The organism is Otariodibacter oris, assembly GCF_009684715.1.
Classification (GTDB): Bacteria; Pseudomonadota; Gammaproteobacteria; order Enterobacterales; family Pasteurellaceae; genus Otariodibacter; species Otariodibacter oris.
On sequence record NZ_CP016604.1, the window covers coordinates 1074616 to 1093013 of the forward strand.

Consider the following 18398-nt stretch of genomic DNA (forward strand, 5'->3'; position numbering starts at 1 on the left):
ACGTCTTAGCAAAAAGCTAGGACGTTTTTTTACTGTATTTCCCAACTTAAATTTGAAATTAATCGACACTTATCACACTTAAAATAGAAGATATCGTGTAAGGGTTCAGCTAATTTCCATTCATCATTACAACTTGGGCAACGTCTATTTTGTTCTAATTCCACATCTTTACCTAATCGATAGAGATAATAATAGGTTGGAATCTTACTCTGTTCTTCGATTTGTTGGGCTAACGCCCTACCCTGTAAGCTTAATTCACTATCATGATTCGAAATTTCAGCAAGTGCTTGCTGCTCTAACACTCCCCCATTCATTTGTAATTGATCGCAAGCTTGCCAATTTTCTTGCCAATGAATAATTGATTGATAAAGATCATGACCTAAATCAACTCTATATAATGGTGTAGGACAAAAATCATAGCCATTATAAATAGGCGAGCAACTTTCTAAATGGGTTGTATAGAGAATATAAAAATCAGCAGGATGATCACTGCTTTCAACCGCATTATAATCTCGTCCAACGAGCTCAAAATACTCGAACACCACACCAAATTCTTTAGCTTGTTCAAGCATCTCATTAACTTCTTCACTATTCCACTGAGGTAGCAAACTATCTTGGTCGGGGATGGCTAAATTGACTTCAAATTTAGAATAAGTATCCGATTGGTGATGGGTAACTCCCATTTCTCGCCCAATAACTTGTCCATTAATGCGCCATTCTTCTAATACACAATCAATTAGCGTGACAGGGTCATGTTTGAAATTTTGATAGCTGAAATGTGCAATTGCTTGATACATATTATTCCTGTGCTTGTTTTTGGAGAGCCTGCTCTTTTTTCACTACACTTGTTGGCTCTTGATGAATAATAACATCTGACATCGGAAAAGCATCTAGCAGTTTTTGCTCAAGCCCATCGGTGATCTCATGAGCAACAATCAATGGTAAATTATCATCCAATTCCAAATGCAATTGGAAAAAACGAATTGCCCCAGCTCTACGGGTTTTTACATCATGGATACTGATAATTCCAGGGTGTTCTAATGCAATATTCCAAACTTTATCTACTTCTTCTTGTGGAAGGGCTTGATCTAATAAAGATTGCATCGCTTTCCATAGCATTTTCCCTGCGTTATACAAGATATAAAATGCAATTCCAATCGCAAATATTGCATCGGCATAGATGAATCCGTTCAAATTCAATACCATCGCCACAAGAATGGCTGTATTCATATATAAATCAGTTTGGTAATGCAAACAATCAGCTTGAATGGCAGGACTACTGGTTTCTCTTACCACTTTCCTTTGGTATATCACTAGCACAGCTGTGAGCAATACAGAAATAATACTAATGACAATACCTAATTCGCTACTCTTCACAAATTGTGGCGAAGTAAAACGTTGTATTCCTTGCAAAAGTAAGAAAGCCGCAGAACCTGTAATAAAGGCACTTTGTATCAAGGCGGCAAGTGATTCCGCTTTACCATGCCCAAAAGTATGATTTTCATCAGCAGGACGTAACGCAAAGCGCAAAATTGCCATATTGGTTAAAGAGGCAAATAAATCCACAAGTGAATCCGTCATCGCTGCAAGAATTGCCATAGACTCGGTTTTCCACCATGCAAATGCTTTAACGATGATAAGGATCGACGCAACGGTAATGGCTAAAGTCGCCGCCCGATTAACTTGTTTTGTATAATCTTTTTCCATTTATTTACACTCAATAACCCAAGGCATTACAGCTAGTTGTTCTGCAAGGCTGATTAATTCGGTCTGATACGTCGCTAAATTTTGCAAATTATTGCTTGAAACGGACCGCTTGTTAGAAAACTGCATTTGGCTAAATCCACATTGTGAATTTTGCCCACGAGACACCTCTAACTGAATATCATTAAAACGCTCTGTCGGTGGGTAAATAACTTGGCTACGCAACTCACCCTGCTCAATGCTGAGTGAGGCAATCGTTTTATCTTGTTGTTTGAAAATGTTTTGTCGCAATACTAAGCGATCTTGTAATGTCTTTCCTTCACTATTTTTATCGACAAAGAGTAAAAAACCTTCCTGCCAATTATCAGGATCTTTTGTGCTATGACTTTCTAGATACAGCGATTGTTGCATTTCATCTAATTGATTATGGGTAACTTGCTGAAAAGTCTTATCTTGAAACTGAATTTCTTTAGGCAAGCTGAATTCTGCAAGATGGGAAGTACAACCTGCAACAAATAAAATAATCAATAAGCCGAATGTGTGGTGTAATAGCCTACGCACTATTATTGTTCCTCACGTTTAAATACAAATTCGGTATCTGTGGAATTATCTTCATCGAACCAATATCCACCCAAATTAAATGCTTTTAACTGCTCTATTTTTGTTGGTTGGTTTTCTAAGATAAAACGCACCATCATGCCTCGAGCTTTTTTAGCATAAAAGCTGATTACTTTGAATTTTCCATTTTTCTGATCCAAGAAAACTGGCTTGATAATTTTTGCCTGTAATGAGTGAGTGTTGACAGAATTAAAATATTCATCAGAAGCTAAATTAACCAAAACATTATCTTCTTGTTGATCTATCGCTTGTTGTAAATGTTGAGTAATAATATCGCCCCAAAAATGATATAAATCTTTGCCTTTTTCGTTAGCTAATTTTGTGCCCATTTCCAAGCGATAAGGTTGCATCAGATCAAGTGGTCTAAGCAACCCATATAAACCCGATAACATTCTCAAGTGACTTTGCGCATATTCTACTTGCTCATGAGTAAGACTCTCTGCATCCAATCCTGTATAAACATCTCCCTTGAATGCAAATAAAGCTGCTTTAGCATTTTGTTCATTATGCTCTAATTGCCATTGAGCAAAACGAGCCACATTCAAACTGGCTAATTTATCACTAATCGACATTAAAGAAGATACTTCAGCGGGTGTCATTTGCTTGCAAATATTAATTAATTTTTGGCTATAAGCGGTCAGTTCAGGCTGAGAAAATGCAAAGCCTTCAATTTGAGTTTTATAATCAAGCGTTTTAGCAGGAGAGATAATAGCGAGCATAAGATCCTCGATTAGATATATAGAACAAATAGAAAAAGGCAGGATAATTCCTGCCTTTGTTGTAATACTGTCGTATTAACGTTTTGAGTATTGTGGACGACGACGTGCTTTGTGTAAACCCACTTTTTTACGTTCAACGCGACGAGCATCACGGGTAACAAAGCCCGCAGCACGTAATGCTGGACGTAAAGATTCGTCGTATTCCATCAATGCACGTGTGATACCGTGACGGATCGCACCTGCTTGACCAGAAATACCACCACCTTTAACTGTGATGTATAAATCTAATTTATCAGTTAACTCAACTAATTCTAAAGGTTGACGAACCACCATACGAGCAGTTTCACGACCGAAGTAAACTTCTAAAGAACGTTGGTTAATCATAATGTTACCACTGCCCGGTTTGATAAATACACGAGCTGAAGAGCTTTTGCGGCGACCTGTGCCGTAGTTTTGATTTGCTGCTGTCATTGTTATGCTCCGTGATTAAATATCTAAAACTTGAGGTTGTTGTGCAGCGTGGTTGTGTTCACTACCTGCATACACTTTTAATTTACGGAACATTGCACGACCTAATGGGCCTTTTGGCAACATACCTTTAACCGCGATTTCAATCACTGCTTCTGGACGACGAGCAATCATTTCTTTGAAAGTAGCATCTTTGATACCACCTACATAGCCAGTGTGCCAGTAGTAGATTTTGTCAGTTTCTTTTTTACCTGTTACCGCAACTTTCTCTGCGTTGATAACGATGATGTAATCACCAGTATCTACGTGAGGAGTATATTCTGCTTTGTGTTTACCACGAAGACGGCGCGCTAATTCAGTAGCTAAACGACCTAACGTTTTACCTGTCGCATCTACTACATACCAGTCACGTTTAACTGTTTCTGGTTTTGCTACAAAAGTTTTCATTAATTAAATACCAATTTGAATTGTTTAAACCCAATATCCTTTCAGGATATTACCTAATACGGTAGAATCCGACCCCTTCGAGTCAAAATCTGACCAAACTTGAATGGTGGGAAAACCAAACAAAAACAGGGTGCCAACATTATACAGATTTACACTAAAAAAATCTAAAACTTTTTATGAGTTTTGTGAAGAATAAGTATATTTTAAAGAAAGTTAGCAAATTATTTGTATTTTATCTTCTCATTAGGGATATAACATGGTAGAACATAAATGTATATTTTGTTCATAGGTAGGAGATGATTATGGAACAATGGTCAAGTGATATTTGGATTGCAGTTGTAGCAGCATTTGTTGTGGGAGCAATTATAGGTGCAGTTATTCTTAGAGCAACAAATGGCAATGTAAAAAAACAGCATGTATTGCAAAAAGAGTTAAAAGAGGCAAGAGCGTCACAGGAAGAGCATAAAGCTCAACTTGAACAACATTTCCAAGAGTCAGCTAACCTACTTTCTACATTAGCTGAAGATTATAAAAAACTCTATACTCATTTAGCACAAAGCTCTCAAACGTTATTACCAGAAGAAGTCAATCATAAGATTGAATTTTTCAAACAGGAAGATGAAAAATCTGAGGAAATCACAAAAGAAGAGCCTAAAGATTATTCAGAAGGTTCATCTGGGCTATTAAAATCTTAATCACTTATTCGCTATTCACACATAAAAATGGGATTATTTAGATAATAATCCCATTTTTTATTCCTCTTTTTAACTATGTTTAAATTAATGATTAATCCATAGCATAAAATCAGCAACTGTATGGAATGAGCCAAATACAATAATCGCATCATTTTCTGTCGTTTTTTCAAAGAGTACTAAACTCGCATCCTCTACTCTTTCATATTGATAAGCTTTAGCTGAAGGTAGTTCATGTATCAGTTTGTTATAAACATCTGTACCCGATTGACCGCGATACCCTGTTAGTCCCGCACAATGCCATTCATCAATGATATCTGTTAATGGTTTAACAATGCCAGAGATATCTTTATCGACTAAAGCACTAAATACGGCATAGATATGTTTTTTGTGAGATTTTAAATGGGTTAATTGTGCCGCGAGATAGCGAGCTGCATGTGGATTATGCCCAACATCTACAATGACCTTTGCAAGCGGTCGGTTATGGGAAAATTTTGCAAAATCCTGATCTTGTAACTGTTGAAAACGCCCAGGCATTGCAGCTATTTTTGCGGTTTCTTGTAAGATTTCATCGCTGATATCAAATGGTAATTGAGTTAATACGGTTAATGCAGTAGCTGTATTAGGTATTGGAATATGTGGCATAGGTAAAATGACTTGTTGAGCCTTTGATTGCCAATATAGCTCATCTTGCTTAATTGAATAAGACCAATCCACATCTCGCTGTGAAACACGACAATTGAGGATACTCGCTTGCTCTAATATACTTTGAGGGCAATCAGGCTCACCAATAACCACTGGAATATTTTCACGAAAAATGCCGGCTTTTTCTCGACCAATATCCTCACGGTTATCACCTAAAAATTCAACATGATCGATATCAATAGAGGTAATTACCGCAAAATCAGCATCGACAATATTGGTTGCATCTAATCGTCCCCCTAAGCCAACTTCAAGGATTGCAACATCTACTTGATGCTGTTTAAAAAGATGAAATGCGGCAAGTGTACCAAATTCAAAATACGTTAATGATTGTGACTTATTTTGTTCTATTTCATTGAATGTACTAATTAGATCTTCATCTGAAACAGAATTGCCTTGAATCCGAATCCGTTCATTGTAAACCAGTAAATGTGGTGAACTATAAACCCCAACTCGCAATCCTGCTTTCAATAAAGCAGTTTCAATAAATTTACAAGTGGAACCTTTACCATTAGTCCCCGCAACCGTAATCACATAAGGGGCAGGCTTTAAAATATCTAAGTGTTGAGCCACATCACGAATACGTTCCAACCCCATATCAATAGGTTTAAAATGGCTTTTTTCTAAATAGGAAAGCCACGTTTCCAAAGAATCCGTGGCTTTAGGTGTAACTAATTGAATCATTATGCACTTTCTTCTGCGGTAATAACTTCATCTGGCACAATTTCTTCTGGCTCGATTAATTCGCCTGTACGAAATGGTGTCGGTTTACCAGTAATTTTAGCAACTAAGCGTGACAACGTATCTCTCATATCTTTACGATTCACGATCATATCAATTGCCCCTTTTTCTAATATAAACTCGCTACGTTGGAATCCTTCAGGCAATTTTTCACGAACGGTTTGTTCAATAACACGTGGGCCGGCAAAACCAATTAATGCTTTTGGTTCAGCAATATTGATATCACCAAGCATGGCTAAACTTGCAGAAACACCACCTAGTGTTGGATCGGTAAGTACAGAAATATAAGGTACACCCTTCTCTCTCATTTTTGCAAGTATTGCACTTGTTTTTGCCATTTGCATTAATGAAAGTAAAGCTTCTTGCATACGAGCCCCGCCTGATGCAGAGAAACAAATAAATGGAATATTCTCTTCTAATGCTCTTTCTGCCGCTCGAACGAACTTCGCTCCCACAACAGAACCCATTGATCCACCCATAAAATTAAAATTGAATGAAGCAACAACAACAGGCATATCATAGAGTTTGCCATACATTACGATAAAGGCATCTTTTTCGCCTGTTTGCTTTTGTGCTGCAACTAGACGATCCTTATATTTTTTTAAATCTTTAAATTTTAAAATATCTTGTGGCTCTAATTCTGTTGCCATTTCTTCAGCTGAATCTTCATCTAATAAACTGAGCAAACGAACTCGAGGATCAATACGCATATGATGACCACACTTAGGACAAACATACATATTACGTTTCAGGTCTTCACTATATAAAACCTGCTCACAACTGGTACATTTTGTCCAAACACCTTCTGGAATTTTTGATTTCCCACTTGAAGATGATGTAGAGGTTTTTCCTAATATTCTTTCAATCCAACTCATTTTTACACCTTTATTTGTGTTGAGAAAATTACAGCTATTAAACCATAAAATGAAAAAATTGGGTATGCTCAAACCACAAAAAAGCGACTACTCGGACGAGAAATGTAATAACTTACAAATTTTCTTACCTAACTGACCGCTTAAGACTTGATAAAAAAGGCATTTAGACGTATAAATTCAACATTTTTTGCAACACAACACAGAAGAGGAAAATTCAATGGCAATGTTTAGTCATATCCAAGCAGCTCCAGCAGACCCAATTTTAGGTTTAGGTGAAGCCTTTAAAGCAGATACTCGAGCAAATAAAATTAATTTAGGTATTGGGGTATATAAAGATGCAAAAGGTCAAACACCAATCGTAAAAGCAATTAAAGAAGCTGAAACTCGTCTATTAGCAGAAGAAAACACTAAAAATTATTTGACTATTGATGGTCGAGCTGATTTTAATAAACAAACGCAGGCATTGCTGTTTGGCGAAACTGCAGAAATAATAACCTCTGGGCGCGCAAAAACCGCCCAAAGTTTAGGTGGTACAGGTGCATTACGTATTGCTGCTGAATTTGTTAAACGTCAAACCAATGCTAAAAATGTATGGATTTCTACGCCAACTTGGCCAAATCACAATGCTATTTTTAATGCTGTAGGCATGAATATCAAAGAATATCGTTATTACAACAAAGAGACCAAAGCATTGGATTGGGATAATTTAATTGCTGATCTTAGCAAAGCTGAAGAAGGTGACGTTGTTCTATTACATGGTTGTTGCCATAATCCTACCGGCATCGATCCAACACCAGAACAATGGGAAACTTTAGCCAAAATGTCAGCAGAAAAAGGCTGGTTACCATTATTCGACTTTGCTTATCAAGGCTTTGCGAACGGTTTAGAGGAAGATGCTTTTGGTTTACGTACTTTTGCTAAAAATCACCGTGAATTATTGGTATCAAGTTCATTCTCTAAAAACTTCGGTTTATACAATGAACGTGTTGGCGCTTTCACGCTTGTTGCAGATAATGCAGAAGTGGCAAACAATGCATTCAGTCACGTTAAAACAATTATTCGTGTACTCTACTCTAACCCATCATCTCACGGTGCAAGTGCTGTTGCGACTGTTTTAGCTGATGATAAATTACGTGCAGATTGGATTGCTGAATTAGCTGAAATGCGTGATCGCATCAAATCAATGCGTACTAAATTTGTTCAACTTTTAAAAGAAAAAGGGGCAACACAAAACTTTGACTTTATCATTGCTCAAAATGGTATGTTCTCATTCAGTGGCTTAACCCCAGAACAAGTTGATCGCTTAAAAGAAGAATTTGGTATCTATATCGTTCGCTCTGGTCGTATCAACGTTGCAGGTATCACTGATGATAATATCGATCGTCTGTGTGAATGTATCGTACAAGTACTTTAATTTTAAATAATTAAAACATACTAAGCGGTAATTTCCTTCAATTATTTTGCAAAATTTTGACAGAAGTTACCGCTTGTTTATTTTTTGTAATAAAGAGCTAGAAAGACCTATTGAACTCCTTCTAAAATTCGATCTGCAAATTTACCAATACTGACAGCAAAATTATTTGAACGATTCCAATCCAGTAAAGTACGATAATTATTGGATACCAAAAATGCTCTTCCAACTTCTTTATCAGGTCTTACTAACCATAATCTATCTTTATTTAACTTATTCATTTTAGTTACTGCGGTTGCATTTGGATAAGCTAAATAAACACCTAAAGCTTGCCATTCAGCCAATGTTTTTGCATTTTTATCCTCTAGACCAGAAAATGATAAATCAATGGGATGGGATAATTTAACTTCTATACCCCAAGGTAAATTCTTATCCCAACCTACTGTAGATAGATAAGATGCAATGGAAGAAAAGGCATCATATTCATTATTCCAAATATCTTTTTTCCCATCCTGATCACCATCAACTGCATAGTTTAAGTAAGAGGTTGGCATAAATTGCGTTTGCCCCATAGCGCCCGCCCAAGAGCCTTTCATTTCAGGGCGAGAGATATACCCACTTTCTAACATTTTCATCGCATTAACAAATTCTTGAGTGAATAATTTTTCTCTACGACCATCAAATGATAATGTCGCTAAAACAGACAACACATCATATGAACCTTGATAGCGCCCAAAACTACTTTCCATTCCCCAAAGTGCCATAATGTACTCTTTCTGTACGCCATAATTTTGGCTTGCTCTAGTCAATTGAGGTTGATATTCCCACCAACGATTTACAGCCATATTCACTTTTGTTTGATTAAGAACTTTATTGAGATAATTAGTAACGCCATTGGGATTGGGCGGTGGAGGTGGTGTATTTGGATCACGTCTTCTTGCTGCTTGTTTCTGATCAAGCTCAACAGCTTTAGGAATATATTGAATATTTAATGTCGATTTAAGTATATCCTCAGATACGCCTTCCCCCGCCGCTTTTTTCTTTAAGAAAAGAACATAATCATTAAAATTACTAAAATCGCGAGATTTTGTATAATTTGCATCTAATGGTACTTCAACATAAGCAGGCTGTGTATTTGAACAAGCCACAAGGCTTATACAAGCAAGAGCCAGACATGATAATTTTTTCATATTCCTATTTCCTTTACTTTTAGTATTTATTGTTGTATTAAATTTGTTCTCATTCTATCAATAATTATAACTAAATAGAATGAATATTCAGTTTGATATCATAAATATGTAGTACATTAATGAGACAATAAATTCCATGATTTACAATAAAAAATCCCTTTACCATGTGCAATAATGCAAACTGATAAAGGGATTTTTAAAATTTATCAATTTAAACAATGTATTAAGCTAAATTAACCATTCTATTTGGGCGAATAACATTATTACTATCAATTTCCGCTACACCGAGAAATTGTGCTTGATCTGAAAAAAGACGCACTAATCCATAAATATTTAATGAATTGTCAAATTTAACCCGTTGTCCAAAACCGACTGCTTTTGTTTGTTCCGCAGTTAATGATAATTCAGGAAGTCGAGAAACCGCAGAATCCATTGGTAATAAATAACTATCTAATTCTGCAAGCGGTTGGTTCTCTGCTAACATTTGCAATTCGTCTAGCGTGACCATTCTCTCTGTTGGATAATCAGCGACCGCAATACGTCTAAGCATTGTTACATGAGCTCCACAACCTAGCACTTCTCCTAAATCATCAACAAGGGTACGAATATAAGTCCCTTTTGAACAATGTACTTCTAAAGTTAAGTATGGCGATTGATACTCAATGAATTTCAACTCAAATATAGTAATGGGACGAGCTTCTCGTTTAACAGTAATGCCTGCTCTTGCATATTCATACAAAGGTTTGCCTTGGTGCTTTAATGCAGAAAACATCGTCGGTACTTGTAAAATATCACCTTGAAATTGAGGTAATGCTACTAAAATTTGTTCTTGTGTGACATTGACATCACGTGTTTCAACAAGTTGCCCTTCCGCATCTGAGGTATCAGTTCTTTCACCTAACTTGGCAGTGACAATGTAACGTTTATCTGAATCCAGTAAGAATTGAGAGAACTTCGTTGCCTCCCCCAAGCAAATCGGCAACATGCCTGTTGCTAGAGGATCTAAAGCCCCCGTATGCCCTGCTTTATTGGCTTGAAATAAACGCTTTACTCTTTGCATTACATTATTAGAGCTTTCCCCTTCGGGCTTGTCTAATAAAAATATACCGTGGATATCACGGCCTTTTTTCTTTGGTCTTGCCACAATTATTCCTCATCATCATGATGACGAGCTTGATCTTGACGGATCACATTGGTAACAAGGCTAGACATTCTCATCCCTTCCACGAGAGATTGATCGTAGAAGAAACGAAGTTCTGGCACAATGCGTAAACGCATTGCTTTACCCACTAAGGTTCTAATATACCCAGATGCTTTATTCAGTCCCTCTAATCCACGAGTGACTGCACTTTCATCTTCATCAAATAAGAAAGTTACAAATACTTTTGCGTAAGCCAAATCTCGGCTTAACTCAACATCAGAAACTGTTACCATGCCAATGCGTGGATCTTTTACTTCTCTTTGTAAAATAATCGCGATTTCTTTTTGTAATTCTTGAGCAACACGATCACTACGTTTAAATTCTCTTGCCATTCTTTTTTCCTATATTTTCAATACTCACTTTAAGTACTAACAAAATTAAGTTTAATCTAAACACCATAAACTCAGTATTAAATTAAACCTAATTTAGCTAAAAAAGCGGTCAGTTTTCTTTCAATTTTTGCAAATTTTTATAAGAAACTGACCGCTTATTCGATCTAAATGATAATTAGATAGTACGTTTTACTTCAACAACTTCAAAGACTTCAATTTGGTCGCCCACTTTTACATCGTTGTAGTTTTTCACGCCGATACCACATTCCATACCGTTACGCACTTCTGCTACGTCATCTTTAAAGCGACGAAGAGATTCTAATTCGCCTTCAAAGATAACCACATTATCACGTAATACACGGATTGGATTGTTACGTTTAACAATACCTTCTGTTACCATACAACCTGCAATCGCCCCAAATTTAGGGTGGCGGAATACATCACGTACTTCTGCTAAACCAATGATTTCTTGTTTGAATTCTGGTTGTAACATACCGCTCATTGCAGCTTTGATTTCATTTAACAATTCATAAATGATTGAATAATAACGTAAATCAATATGTTCACTTTCAATAATACGACGAGCTGACGCATCCGCACGAACGTTAAATCCAAGTACAATAGCATTAGATGCTGCTGCAAGTGTTGCATCAGTTTCAGTGATACCACCTACACCAGAACCGACAACTTTCACTTTCACTTCATCTGTTGAAAGTTCATTTAACGCTTGGCTAATTGCTTCCACAGAACCTTGTACGTCAGCTTTAACGATAACGTTCAATTCTGCGACATCGCCTTCTGCCATATTGGTAAACATATTTTCCAATTTCGCTTTTTGCTGACGTGCTAATTTCACATCACGGAATTTTCCTTGACGATATAATGCTACTTCACGTGCTTTTTTCTCGTCACGAACAACGGTTGCTTCATCCCCTGCGGCTGGTACGCCTGAAAGACCAAGTACCTCAACAGGAATTGAAGGACCTGCCTCTTGAATTTCTTTTCCGTTTTCATCACGCATTGCACGAACACGACCATATTCAAAGCCACAAAGCACAATATCGCCACGATTTAAGGTACCTGATTGAACAAGGATAGTTGCAACTGGACCACGACCTTTATCTAAGTATGATTCAATTACGACCCCTGATGCCATACCATCTTTCACTGCGGTTAATTCAAGAACGTCTGCTTGAAGTAAAATCGCTTCAAGTAATTCATCAATACCTAAACCTTTTTTCGCAGAGACTGGAACGAATAACACGTCACCACCGAATTTTTCAGAAACCACTTCGTATTGAAGTAATTCTTGCTCTACACGATCAGGGTTTGCTTCTGGTTTATCAATTTTGTTCACTGCAACAACAATTGGTGCGCCTGCTGCTTTAGCATGCTGAACCGCTTCAATTGTTTGTGGCATTACGCCATCATCAGCAGCAACAACAAGTACAACGATATCAGTCGATTTCGCACCACGAGCACGCATTGAAGTAAATGCAGCATGTCCTGGAGTATCTAAGAAAGTAATTACTTTACCTTCTTCTGTTTCTACGTGGTAAGCACCGATATGCTGTGTAATACCACCCGCTTCGCCATCTGCAACTTTAGCTTTACGAATATAGTCAAGTAATGACGTTTTACCATGGTCAACGTGTCCCATAATGGTTACAACTGGCGCACGGGTTACTTTTTCTGCATTAACATCACGATCTTCTAATACTGATTCTTCAAGTTCATTCTCTTTACGTAGAATAACTTTATGTCCCATTTCCTCTGCAACAAGCTGTGCAGTTTCTTGGTCAATCACTTGGTTAATCGTAACCATTTCACCCATTTTCATCATAGTCTTGATGATTTCAGTTGCTTTAACTGCCATTTTATTCGCTAATTCTGCAACAGTAATCGTTTCACCAATCACAACATCACGGTTTACGGCTTGAGCTGGTTTAGTAAAGGCTTGTTGTAATGCACTACCTTTCTTCTTACCATGTTTACCTTTACCCATTCCGCCTTTTTGATTACGGCGATTTGCTTCACGTTCAGATTTACTTGATTCATCATCACGGCCTTTTTTCGCCTTGGTCTGTTTGCGTCCACGGTTTTCACTGCGACGTTCAGAATCACGTTCTGCTTCTAATGCATAAGTTGAGGTAAAACGATCATCTTCAACTGAATCATCTGCTGGAGTATCTTCAGTTTCACTGCTTGTTAATTCTGCTAAACGTCTAGCTTCCTCAGCTGCTTTTTTCGCTTCTTCTTCAACTTTCTGACGGGCTAATTCTTCTTGTTTACGACGAAGTTCAGCTTCTTCTTTGCGTTTTGCTTCTTTTTCTGCATCAACCACTTTTTCTACTTTAGCTGCTTTTTCAGCTTTTTGAACTGGCTTGGCTTGTTTGTTAGGCATTACTGGTGGCTGGTGAACTACTTTTTTCGTTTCTTCTTGTTTAATTGCTTCAGCCGCTTTTTTCTCTTCAGCAACTTTTGCCGCTTGTTCTGCTTTCTCTTTTGCAGCTTTTTCTGCCGCTTCTTTTTCAGCTTTTAATTTAGCGGCTTCTGCTGCTTTTTTAGCTGCCTCAGTGTCAACTTTACGAGATTTACGGACTTCTACTTGCACTTCTTTCGCTTTACCATTAGAAGTTGTTGCACTTACCGTTGTTTTTGTTCTACGCTGTAAGCTAAGTTTTTTAGGTGTTTTAGTATTTTCGTTGTCGCTCATTATTTGTTCTCCTTCCATTTAGCTAAACCAGCAAATTTGACGTGCAGCCATAATCAATTCACCTGCTTTTTCAGCAGATAATTCTTCGATATCAGCTAAATCATCAACCCCTTGTTCTGCAAGTTCTTCAAGGGTGGTAATTTGTTTTTCTGCTAATTTAAAGGCAATGTGACGATCCATACCTTCAAGGTTTAGTAATTTATCTTCAATTTGTGCTTGTTTTAAAGCTTCTTCTTCTGCTAATGCTTTTGCAGTCAATACATTTTTAGCGCGAGATTGTAACTCTTCAACAAGATCTTCATCTTCTAAACCATCGATTGCTGTCAGTTCTTCAACTGGTACATAAGCTAATTCTTCTAAACTTGTGAAACCTTCATCAATCAGGATCTGCGCAAATTCTTCATCAATTTCCAAGCTATTCACAAATAAATCAATAATTTTATTGTCTTCCGCTTGATGTTTTTGGTTTAACTCATCTGTCGACATTACATTTAATGCCCAACCTGTTAATTGGGTTGCAAGACGAACATTTTGGCCGTTACGTCCAATTGCTTGAGCAAGTGAAGTTGACTCAACGGCGATATCCATTGAGTGATTATCTTCATCAACGACGATTGAACTTACATCTGCTGGTGCCATTGCATTAATCACGAATTGAACAGGATTATCATCCCACAATACGATATCAATACGCTCACCACCTAATTCGTTAGTGATAGCTTGCACACGTGCACCACGCATACCCACACAAGCACCTACTGGGTCAATACGTTTATCATTGCTTTTCACTGCAATTTTTGCACGAGAACCCGGATCACGTGAAGCACCTTTAATTTCAATTAGCTCTTCGCCAATTTCAGGGACTTCTAATTTGAATAGTTCTTCAAGCATTTGAGGTTTTGCACGAGTTACGAATAATTGTGGGCCTTTAGACTCTGGTTTAATTTGATATAAGACACCACGCACACGATCACCTGGACGGAAATTCTCACGTGGTAACATATCTTCACGTACAATAACTGCTTCTGCTTGATTACCTAAGTCTAAGATAATTTGTTCACGAGAGACTTTTTTTACTGTTGCAGAAATCATACTATCTAATTGAGAGCGGAATTGCTCGACGACTTTATGTCTTTCTGCTTCTCTGATTTTTGTTGTGATGACTTGGCGTGCTGTTTGCATCGTAATGCGATCGAATTCAATAGATTCAATTTCATCTTCAATAAAATCACCTAATTGAATACTTGGATCTTCAAACTGTGCGGCTTCAAGCGTAATTTCCTTTGTTTGATTTTGTACTTTCTCTACAACAAGCCAACGACGGAAAGTTCTAAACTCGCCTGTTTTACGATCAATAACAACACGCACATCAATATCTATACCATTACTTAGTTTACGATCTTCTCTTTCCGCTGCTGCTTTTTTCTTAGTTGAAATAGCCAATGCAGTTTCTAATGCTTCAAAAATAGCATCTTTTGGCAATAGTTTTTCATTTGAGACCGCCTCTGCGGCTAATAAAAGTTCTTTACTCATTTTTCTGTGATTTCCTTAAAAATTGAATACTGGCACTAAATTCGCTTTTTGAATATTGCCAAAAGCAAATTGTTGTAGATTTCCTTCTACATTTAATGTAATTAAATCGCCTTCTACTGACACTAAATTACCCTGCCATTTACGGCGATCAAGCATTGGAATTCGTAGATGTATCACTACATCTCGTCCAATAAAGCGTTCATAATGTGCCACAGTAAATAATGGACGATCTAATCCAGGGGAAGAAACCTCAAGATTATATTTGTCAGTGATAGGATCTTCGACATCAAAAATTGCACTTACCTGACGACTCACATCACTACAATCATCAATAGTAACGCCACTTTCTTTATCAATATATAATCGAACCGTCAAAAAACGACCTGCGCGTTGACATTCAATGCCAACAAGTTCAAATCCCATTGCATCAATAGAATCTTGTACAAGTTCCTGTAATTTTTGTTCTAGTGTTGCCAAAAAAACCTCCACCTAACGGATATAAAAAAGGGCCTTTATTAAAAGCCCTCTTAAAACAACAAAGCTGACTATCAGCCACAAAAAAGCCCCAATCAACAACGCAGTCGAGGGGCTTCCAAGCGGTTTGTTTAGATAAGCATTTTTAAATCACAAAGTACTTATAAAACAAAACTCACCGTTATAAACATAACGATGAGCCTTAAAACTGGTTGCGGGGGCCGGATTTGAACCAACGACCTTCGGGTTATGAGCCCGACGAGCTACCAAGCTGCTCCACCCCGCGTCTGATGTGGTGTATTATAGTGAATCCCAAAAAGATTGCAAGGCATTTTTTAGTATTTAGAATCAAATGTCCTTTTTTTAGGCATACTATTTACTCTAGATTATTAGATATTCATTAAACGATATAAATCTGCATCTTTTCTATCTAAATAGTGAGAAGACTGAATTTTGCGAATAGTTCGTGAACGCCCTCTAATTAATAATGTTTCAGTCGTTGCCAAATTTCCTTTTCGTTTAATGCCATTGAGCAAATCACCTGTTGTTATACCTGTTGCTGAGAAAACAAGGTTATCATCTCGAACCAAATCTTCTAATTTTAAAACTGCATTAATAGGTACATTCAACGCTTCACAACGAGAAATTTCTTTTTCAGCAAAGGCAAAGTTTTCTAATGTATTGCCTTTTACTTGGTTACGAGGAATGAGCTTAGCTTGCATATCTCCGCCTAATGCTCTCACAGCAGCTGCTGCAACAATGCCCTCTGGCGCACCACCAATACCATATAACATATCTAGTTCAGCTTCAGGTAAACAGCATTGTACAGCAGCCGCCACATCGCCATCAGGAATTGCAATTACTCGCACACCTAATTGTTGCATCTCTGCAATAATTTTACCGTGTCTAGGCTTATCAAGGATAGCCATGGTAAGTTGAGAAAGTAGTTTTCCTTTTTTTGATGCAACGCGACGAAGATTTTGCTCAAGGGATAGATTTAAATCAATCATTCCTTTGGCTTCGTTACCTACCACCATTTTTTCCATATACATATCAGGGGCTTTTAAAAAGGTTTCTTTCCCACCTGCAGCCAAAACAGAAAGTGCATTTGCTTGTCCTAAAGCTGTCATTCTTGTACCATCAATAGGATCTACAGCAATCGTAATTTCTTCATCTTCTGGGCGAGATAAGCCAATTTTTTCCCCGATATACAACATCGGAGCTTCATCAATTTCACCTTCGCCGATAACGACTTCACCTCGAATTTCCATCTGATTCAATATCAAACGCATAGCCTTAACAGCTGCATCATCAGCAGCATTTTTATTCCCCCGCCCTAGCCATGCAAATGCGGCTAGTGCAGCCGCTTCAGTTACACGAGAGAATTCAATAGAAAGAGATCGTTTCATCTTTAGCTCCTTAAGAGAAATGCTTTAAAAGAATGATTAAAAAGTAAGTATCAATTACTTGTGTTAATTACTTATTGTCTTGTTCAAATTTTTGCATAAAAGCAATCAAAGCTTTAACACCTTCGATTGGCATTGCATTATAGATTGATGCACGCATTCCGCCCAATACTTTATGCCCTTTTAATGCTTGTAAGCCACAAGCGGTCGCTTCTGCAACAAATTTTGCATTTAATTCATCGTTGCCTGTCGTAAAAGTCACATTCATTAATGAACGATTTTCTTTTGCTACAGTATTGCGGTAAAAATCACTTTGATCTAAATAGTCATACAATAATTTTGCTTTGGCTTGATTCACTTTTTCAATTGCTTTTACACCGCCTTGTTTTAATAAATATTTGAACACAAGGGAGCAAAGATACCACGCAAAAGTAGGAGGTGTGTTGATCATTGAATCACTTTTAGCTTGAGTTTCGTAATTCCAAATAGATGGCGTTGCTTTTCTTGCTCGACCAATTAAATCTTCACGAATGATTACGATGGTAATTCCAGCAGGACCTAGATTCTTTTGCGCGCCTGCGTAAATGATACCAAATTTTGAAATATCGATTTGACGAGAAAGGATAGTTGAAGACATATCTGCGACTAGTACCGTATTACCTACTTCTGGCACATCAAAAATCTCAACACCGCTAATTGTTTCATTTGGGCAATAATGAACATAATCATATTGATCGGCAATACCTGTAAAATCGAGCGATTTAATTTTAAGCGTATCGCCATCTTCTAATATATTTAATTCATCCACGTCACAGAATAAACGCGCCTCTTTAGCTGCTGTTGCAGACCAATGCCCACTATTTAGATATAATGCTTTGCCTTTTTCACCAATAAGATTCATTGGGATCGCAGAAAATTGCCCTCTAGCACCACCTTGTAAAAATAGAATTTTGTAATTATCAGGAATATTGTATAACTGACGAAAATCTTTATCCGCTTGTGTTACTAGTTCCATAAATAGTTTACTGCGGTGACTAATTTCCATCACAGAAGTTTGCTGATCTTGCCAATTTAATAATTCTTGTTGTGCCTGTTCTAATACCGCTTTTGGCATCATTGCAGGACCTGCACTAAAGTTAAAAACTGAATTCATGATATTTCCCTTTTTT

18 protein-coding genes and 1 tRNA gene are annotated in these 18398 nt (G+C 37.3%); 2 read left to right on the forward strand and 17 right to left on the reverse strand.

Translation table 11 applies throughout. The features are described 5' to 3' along the window. Window positions 1-29: 29 nt before the first annotated feature. The 6 genes from A6A10_RS04980 to rplM form a co-directional block, all read right to left on the reverse strand. Window positions 30-797: a Zn-ribbon-containing protein gene (locus tag A6A10_RS04980; protein WP_121121378.1), complete on the reverse strand. Its 768-nt coding sequence runs from the start codon at window positions 795-797 to the stop codon at window positions 30-32. A 1-nt stretch (window position 798) separates the two neighbouring features. Next, window positions 799-1707: a cation diffusion facilitator family transporter gene (locus tag A6A10_RS04985; protein WP_121121375.1), complete on the reverse strand. Its 909-nt coding sequence runs from the start codon at window positions 1705-1707 to the stop codon at window positions 799-801. Beyond that, window positions 1708-2265: an ABC transporter ATPase gene (locus tag A6A10_RS04990; RefSeq protein ID WP_229583592.1), complete on the reverse strand. Its 558-nt coding sequence runs from the start codon at window positions 2263-2265 to the stop codon at window positions 1708-1710. It lies immediately after the preceding gene. 2 nt (window positions 2266-2267) lie between these two features. Beyond that, window positions 2268-3041: a peroxide stress protein YaaA gene (gene yaaA, locus A6A10_RS04995; protein WP_121121373.1), complete on the reverse strand. Its 774-nt coding sequence runs from the start codon at window positions 3039-3041 to the stop codon at window positions 2268-2270. Window positions 3042-3116: 75 nt separating this feature from the next. Beyond that, window positions 3117-3512, reverse strand: coding sequence for a 30S ribosomal protein S9 (rpsI, locus tag A6A10_RS05000; protein ID WP_121121371.1), 396 nt, complete (start codon window positions 3510-3512; stop codon window positions 3117-3119). Between the two features lie 15 nt (window positions 3513-3527). Further along, the gene (gene rplM / locus A6A10_RS05005; RefSeq protein ID WP_121121369.1) at window positions 3528-3956 is read right to left on the reverse strand and encodes a 50S ribosomal protein L13; all 429 of its coding nucleotides are present in this window, start codon (window positions 3954-3956) and stop codon (window positions 3528-3530) included. 302 nt (window positions 3957-4258) lie between these two features. Between rplM and A6A10_RS05010 the strand changes: the two genes are divergently transcribed. Then, entirely contained in the window at window positions 4259-4651 is a 393-nt protein-coding gene (locus tag A6A10_RS05010; protein WP_121121367.1) for a Z-ring associated ZapG family protein, read from the forward strand. An 84-nt stretch (window positions 4652-4735) separates the two neighbouring features. Here A6A10_RS05010 and folC read toward each other — a convergent pair whose 3' ends face one another. Both folC and accD read right to left on the reverse strand, forming a co-directional pair. Beyond that, on the reverse strand, window positions 4736-6037 hold the full coding sequence (gene folC / locus A6A10_RS05015) for a bifunctional tetrahydrofolate synthase/dihydrofolate synthase (protein WP_418789102.1): 1302 nt from the start codon (window positions 6035-6037) through the stop codon (window positions 4736-4738). Beyond that, window positions 6034-6966 (reverse strand): acetyl-CoA carboxylase, carboxyltransferase subunit beta, encoded by a 933-nt coding sequence (accD, locus tag A6A10_RS05020; protein ID WP_121121363.1) that lies wholly within the window; start codon window positions 6964-6966, stop codon window positions 6034-6036. The genes folC and accD overlap by 4 nt, the downstream gene beginning before the upstream one ends. Window positions 6967-7189: 223 nt before the next feature. Between accD and A6A10_RS05025 the strand changes: the two genes are divergently transcribed. Continuing rightward, window positions 7190-8380, forward strand: a complete 1191-nt coding sequence (locus tag A6A10_RS05025; protein WP_195759409.1) for an amino acid aminotransferase — start codon at window positions 7190-7192, stop codon at window positions 8378-8380. Between the two features lie 107 nt (window positions 8381-8487). On the opposite strand, the gene A6A10_RS05030 is transcribed toward A6A10_RS05025, so the two are convergent. The 9 genes from A6A10_RS05030 to serC form a co-directional block, all read right to left on the reverse strand. Next, window positions 8488-9567: a lytic murein transglycosylase gene (locus A6A10_RS05030; RefSeq protein ID WP_121121359.1), complete on the reverse strand. Its 1080-nt coding sequence runs from the start codon at window positions 9565-9567 to the stop codon at window positions 8488-8490. 223 nt (window positions 9568-9790) lie between these two features. Beyond that, window positions 9791-10711, reverse strand: a complete 921-nt coding sequence (gene truB / locus A6A10_RS05035) for a tRNA pseudouridine(55) synthase TruB (RefSeq protein ID WP_121121357.1) — start codon at window positions 10709-10711, stop codon at window positions 9791-9793. A 2-nt stretch (window positions 10712-10713) separates the two neighbouring features. Next, on the reverse strand, window positions 10714-11100 hold the full coding sequence (rbfA, locus tag A6A10_RS05040; protein ID WP_121121355.1) for a 30S ribosome-binding factor RbfA: 387 nt from the start codon (window positions 11098-11100) through the stop codon (window positions 10714-10716). Between the two features lie 175 nt (window positions 11101-11275). Then, window positions 11276-13816, reverse strand: a complete 2541-nt coding sequence (infB, locus tag A6A10_RS05045) for a translation initiation factor IF-2 (protein ID WP_121121353.1) — start codon at window positions 13814-13816, stop codon at window positions 11276-11278. A gap of 18 nt (window positions 13817-13834) precedes the next feature. Next, window positions 13835-15349, reverse strand: a complete 1515-nt coding sequence (nusA, locus tag A6A10_RS05050; RefSeq protein WP_121121351.1) for a transcription termination factor NusA — start codon at window positions 15347-15349, stop codon at window positions 13835-13837. A 15-nt stretch (window positions 15350-15364) separates the two neighbouring features. Continuing rightward, entirely contained in the window at window positions 15365-15826 is a 462-nt protein-coding gene (rimP, locus tag A6A10_RS05055; protein ID WP_121121349.1) for a ribosome maturation factor RimP, read from the reverse strand. A gap of 206 nt (window positions 15827-16032) precedes the next feature. Beyond that, a tRNA-Met gene (locus A6A10_RS05060) sits at window positions 16033-16109 on the reverse strand. Window positions 16110-16212: 103 nt separating this feature from the next. After that, a complete protein-coding gene (gene glpX / locus A6A10_RS05065) occupies window positions 16213-17232 on the reverse strand; it encodes a class II fructose-bisphosphatase (RefSeq protein ID WP_121121347.1) in 1020 nt (339 codons plus the stop codon). 67 nt (window positions 17233-17299) lie between these two features. Next, window positions 17300-18382 (reverse strand): 3-phosphoserine/phosphohydroxythreonine transaminase, encoded by a 1083-nt coding sequence (gene serC / locus A6A10_RS05070; protein WP_121121345.1) that lies wholly within the window; start codon window positions 18380-18382, stop codon window positions 17300-17302. Window positions 18383-18398 lie beyond the last annotated feature (16 nt).

Bases quoted from the DNA above. Each gene is read 5' to 3' on its own strand.
- rbfA (WP_121121355.1), bottom strand. From the start codon at position 11,100: ATGGCAAGAGAATTTAAACGTAGTGATCGTGTTGCTCAAGAATTACAA.
- nusA (WP_121121351.1), bottom strand. From the start codon at position 15,349: ATGAGTAAAGAACTTTTATTAGCCGCAGAGGCGGTCTCAAATGAAAAA.
- A6A10_RS04985 (WP_121121375.1), bottom strand. From the start codon at position 1,707: ATGGAAAAAGATTATACAAAACAAGTTAATCGGGCGGCGACTTTAGCC.
- A6A10_RS05010 (WP_121121367.1), top strand. From the start codon at position 4,259: ATGGAACAATGGTCAAGTGATATTTGGATTGCAGTTGTAGCAGCATTT.
- glpX (WP_121121347.1), bottom strand. From the start codon at position 17,232: ATGAAACGATCTCTTTCTATTGAATTCTCTCGTGTAACTGAAGCGGCT.
- A6A10_RS04980 (WP_121121378.1), bottom strand. From the start codon at position 797: ATGTATCAAGCAATTGCACATTTCAGCTATCAAAATTTCAAACATGAC.
- yaaA (WP_121121373.1), bottom strand. From the start codon at position 3,041: ATGCTCGCTATTATCTCTCCTGCTAAAACGCTTGATTATAAAACTCAA.
- accD (WP_121121363.1), bottom strand. From the start codon at position 6,966: ATGAGTTGGATTGAAAGAATATTAGGAAAAACCTCTACATCATCTTCA.
- serC (WP_121121345.1), bottom strand. From the start codon at position 18,382: ATGAATTCAGTTTTTAACTTTAGTGCAGGTCCTGCAATGATGCCAAAA.
- A6A10_RS05030 (WP_121121359.1), bottom strand. From the start codon at position 9,567: ATGAAAAAATTATCATGTCTGGCTCTTGCTTGTATAAGCCTTGTGGCT.
- rpsI (WP_121121371.1), bottom strand. From the start codon at position 3,512: ATGACAGCAGCAAATCAAAACTACGGCACAGGTCGCCGCAAAAGCTCT.
- infB (WP_121121353.1), bottom strand. From the start codon at position 13,816: ATGAGCGACAACGAAAATACTAAAACACCTAAAAAACTTAGCTTACAG.
- rplM (WP_121121369.1), bottom strand. From the start codon at position 3,956: ATGAAAACTTTTGTAGCAAAACCAGAAACAGTTAAACGTGACTGGTAT.
- A6A10_RS05025 (WP_195759409.1), top strand. From the start codon at position 7,190: ATGTTTAGTCATATCCAAGCAGCTCCAGCAGACCCAATTTTAGGTTTA.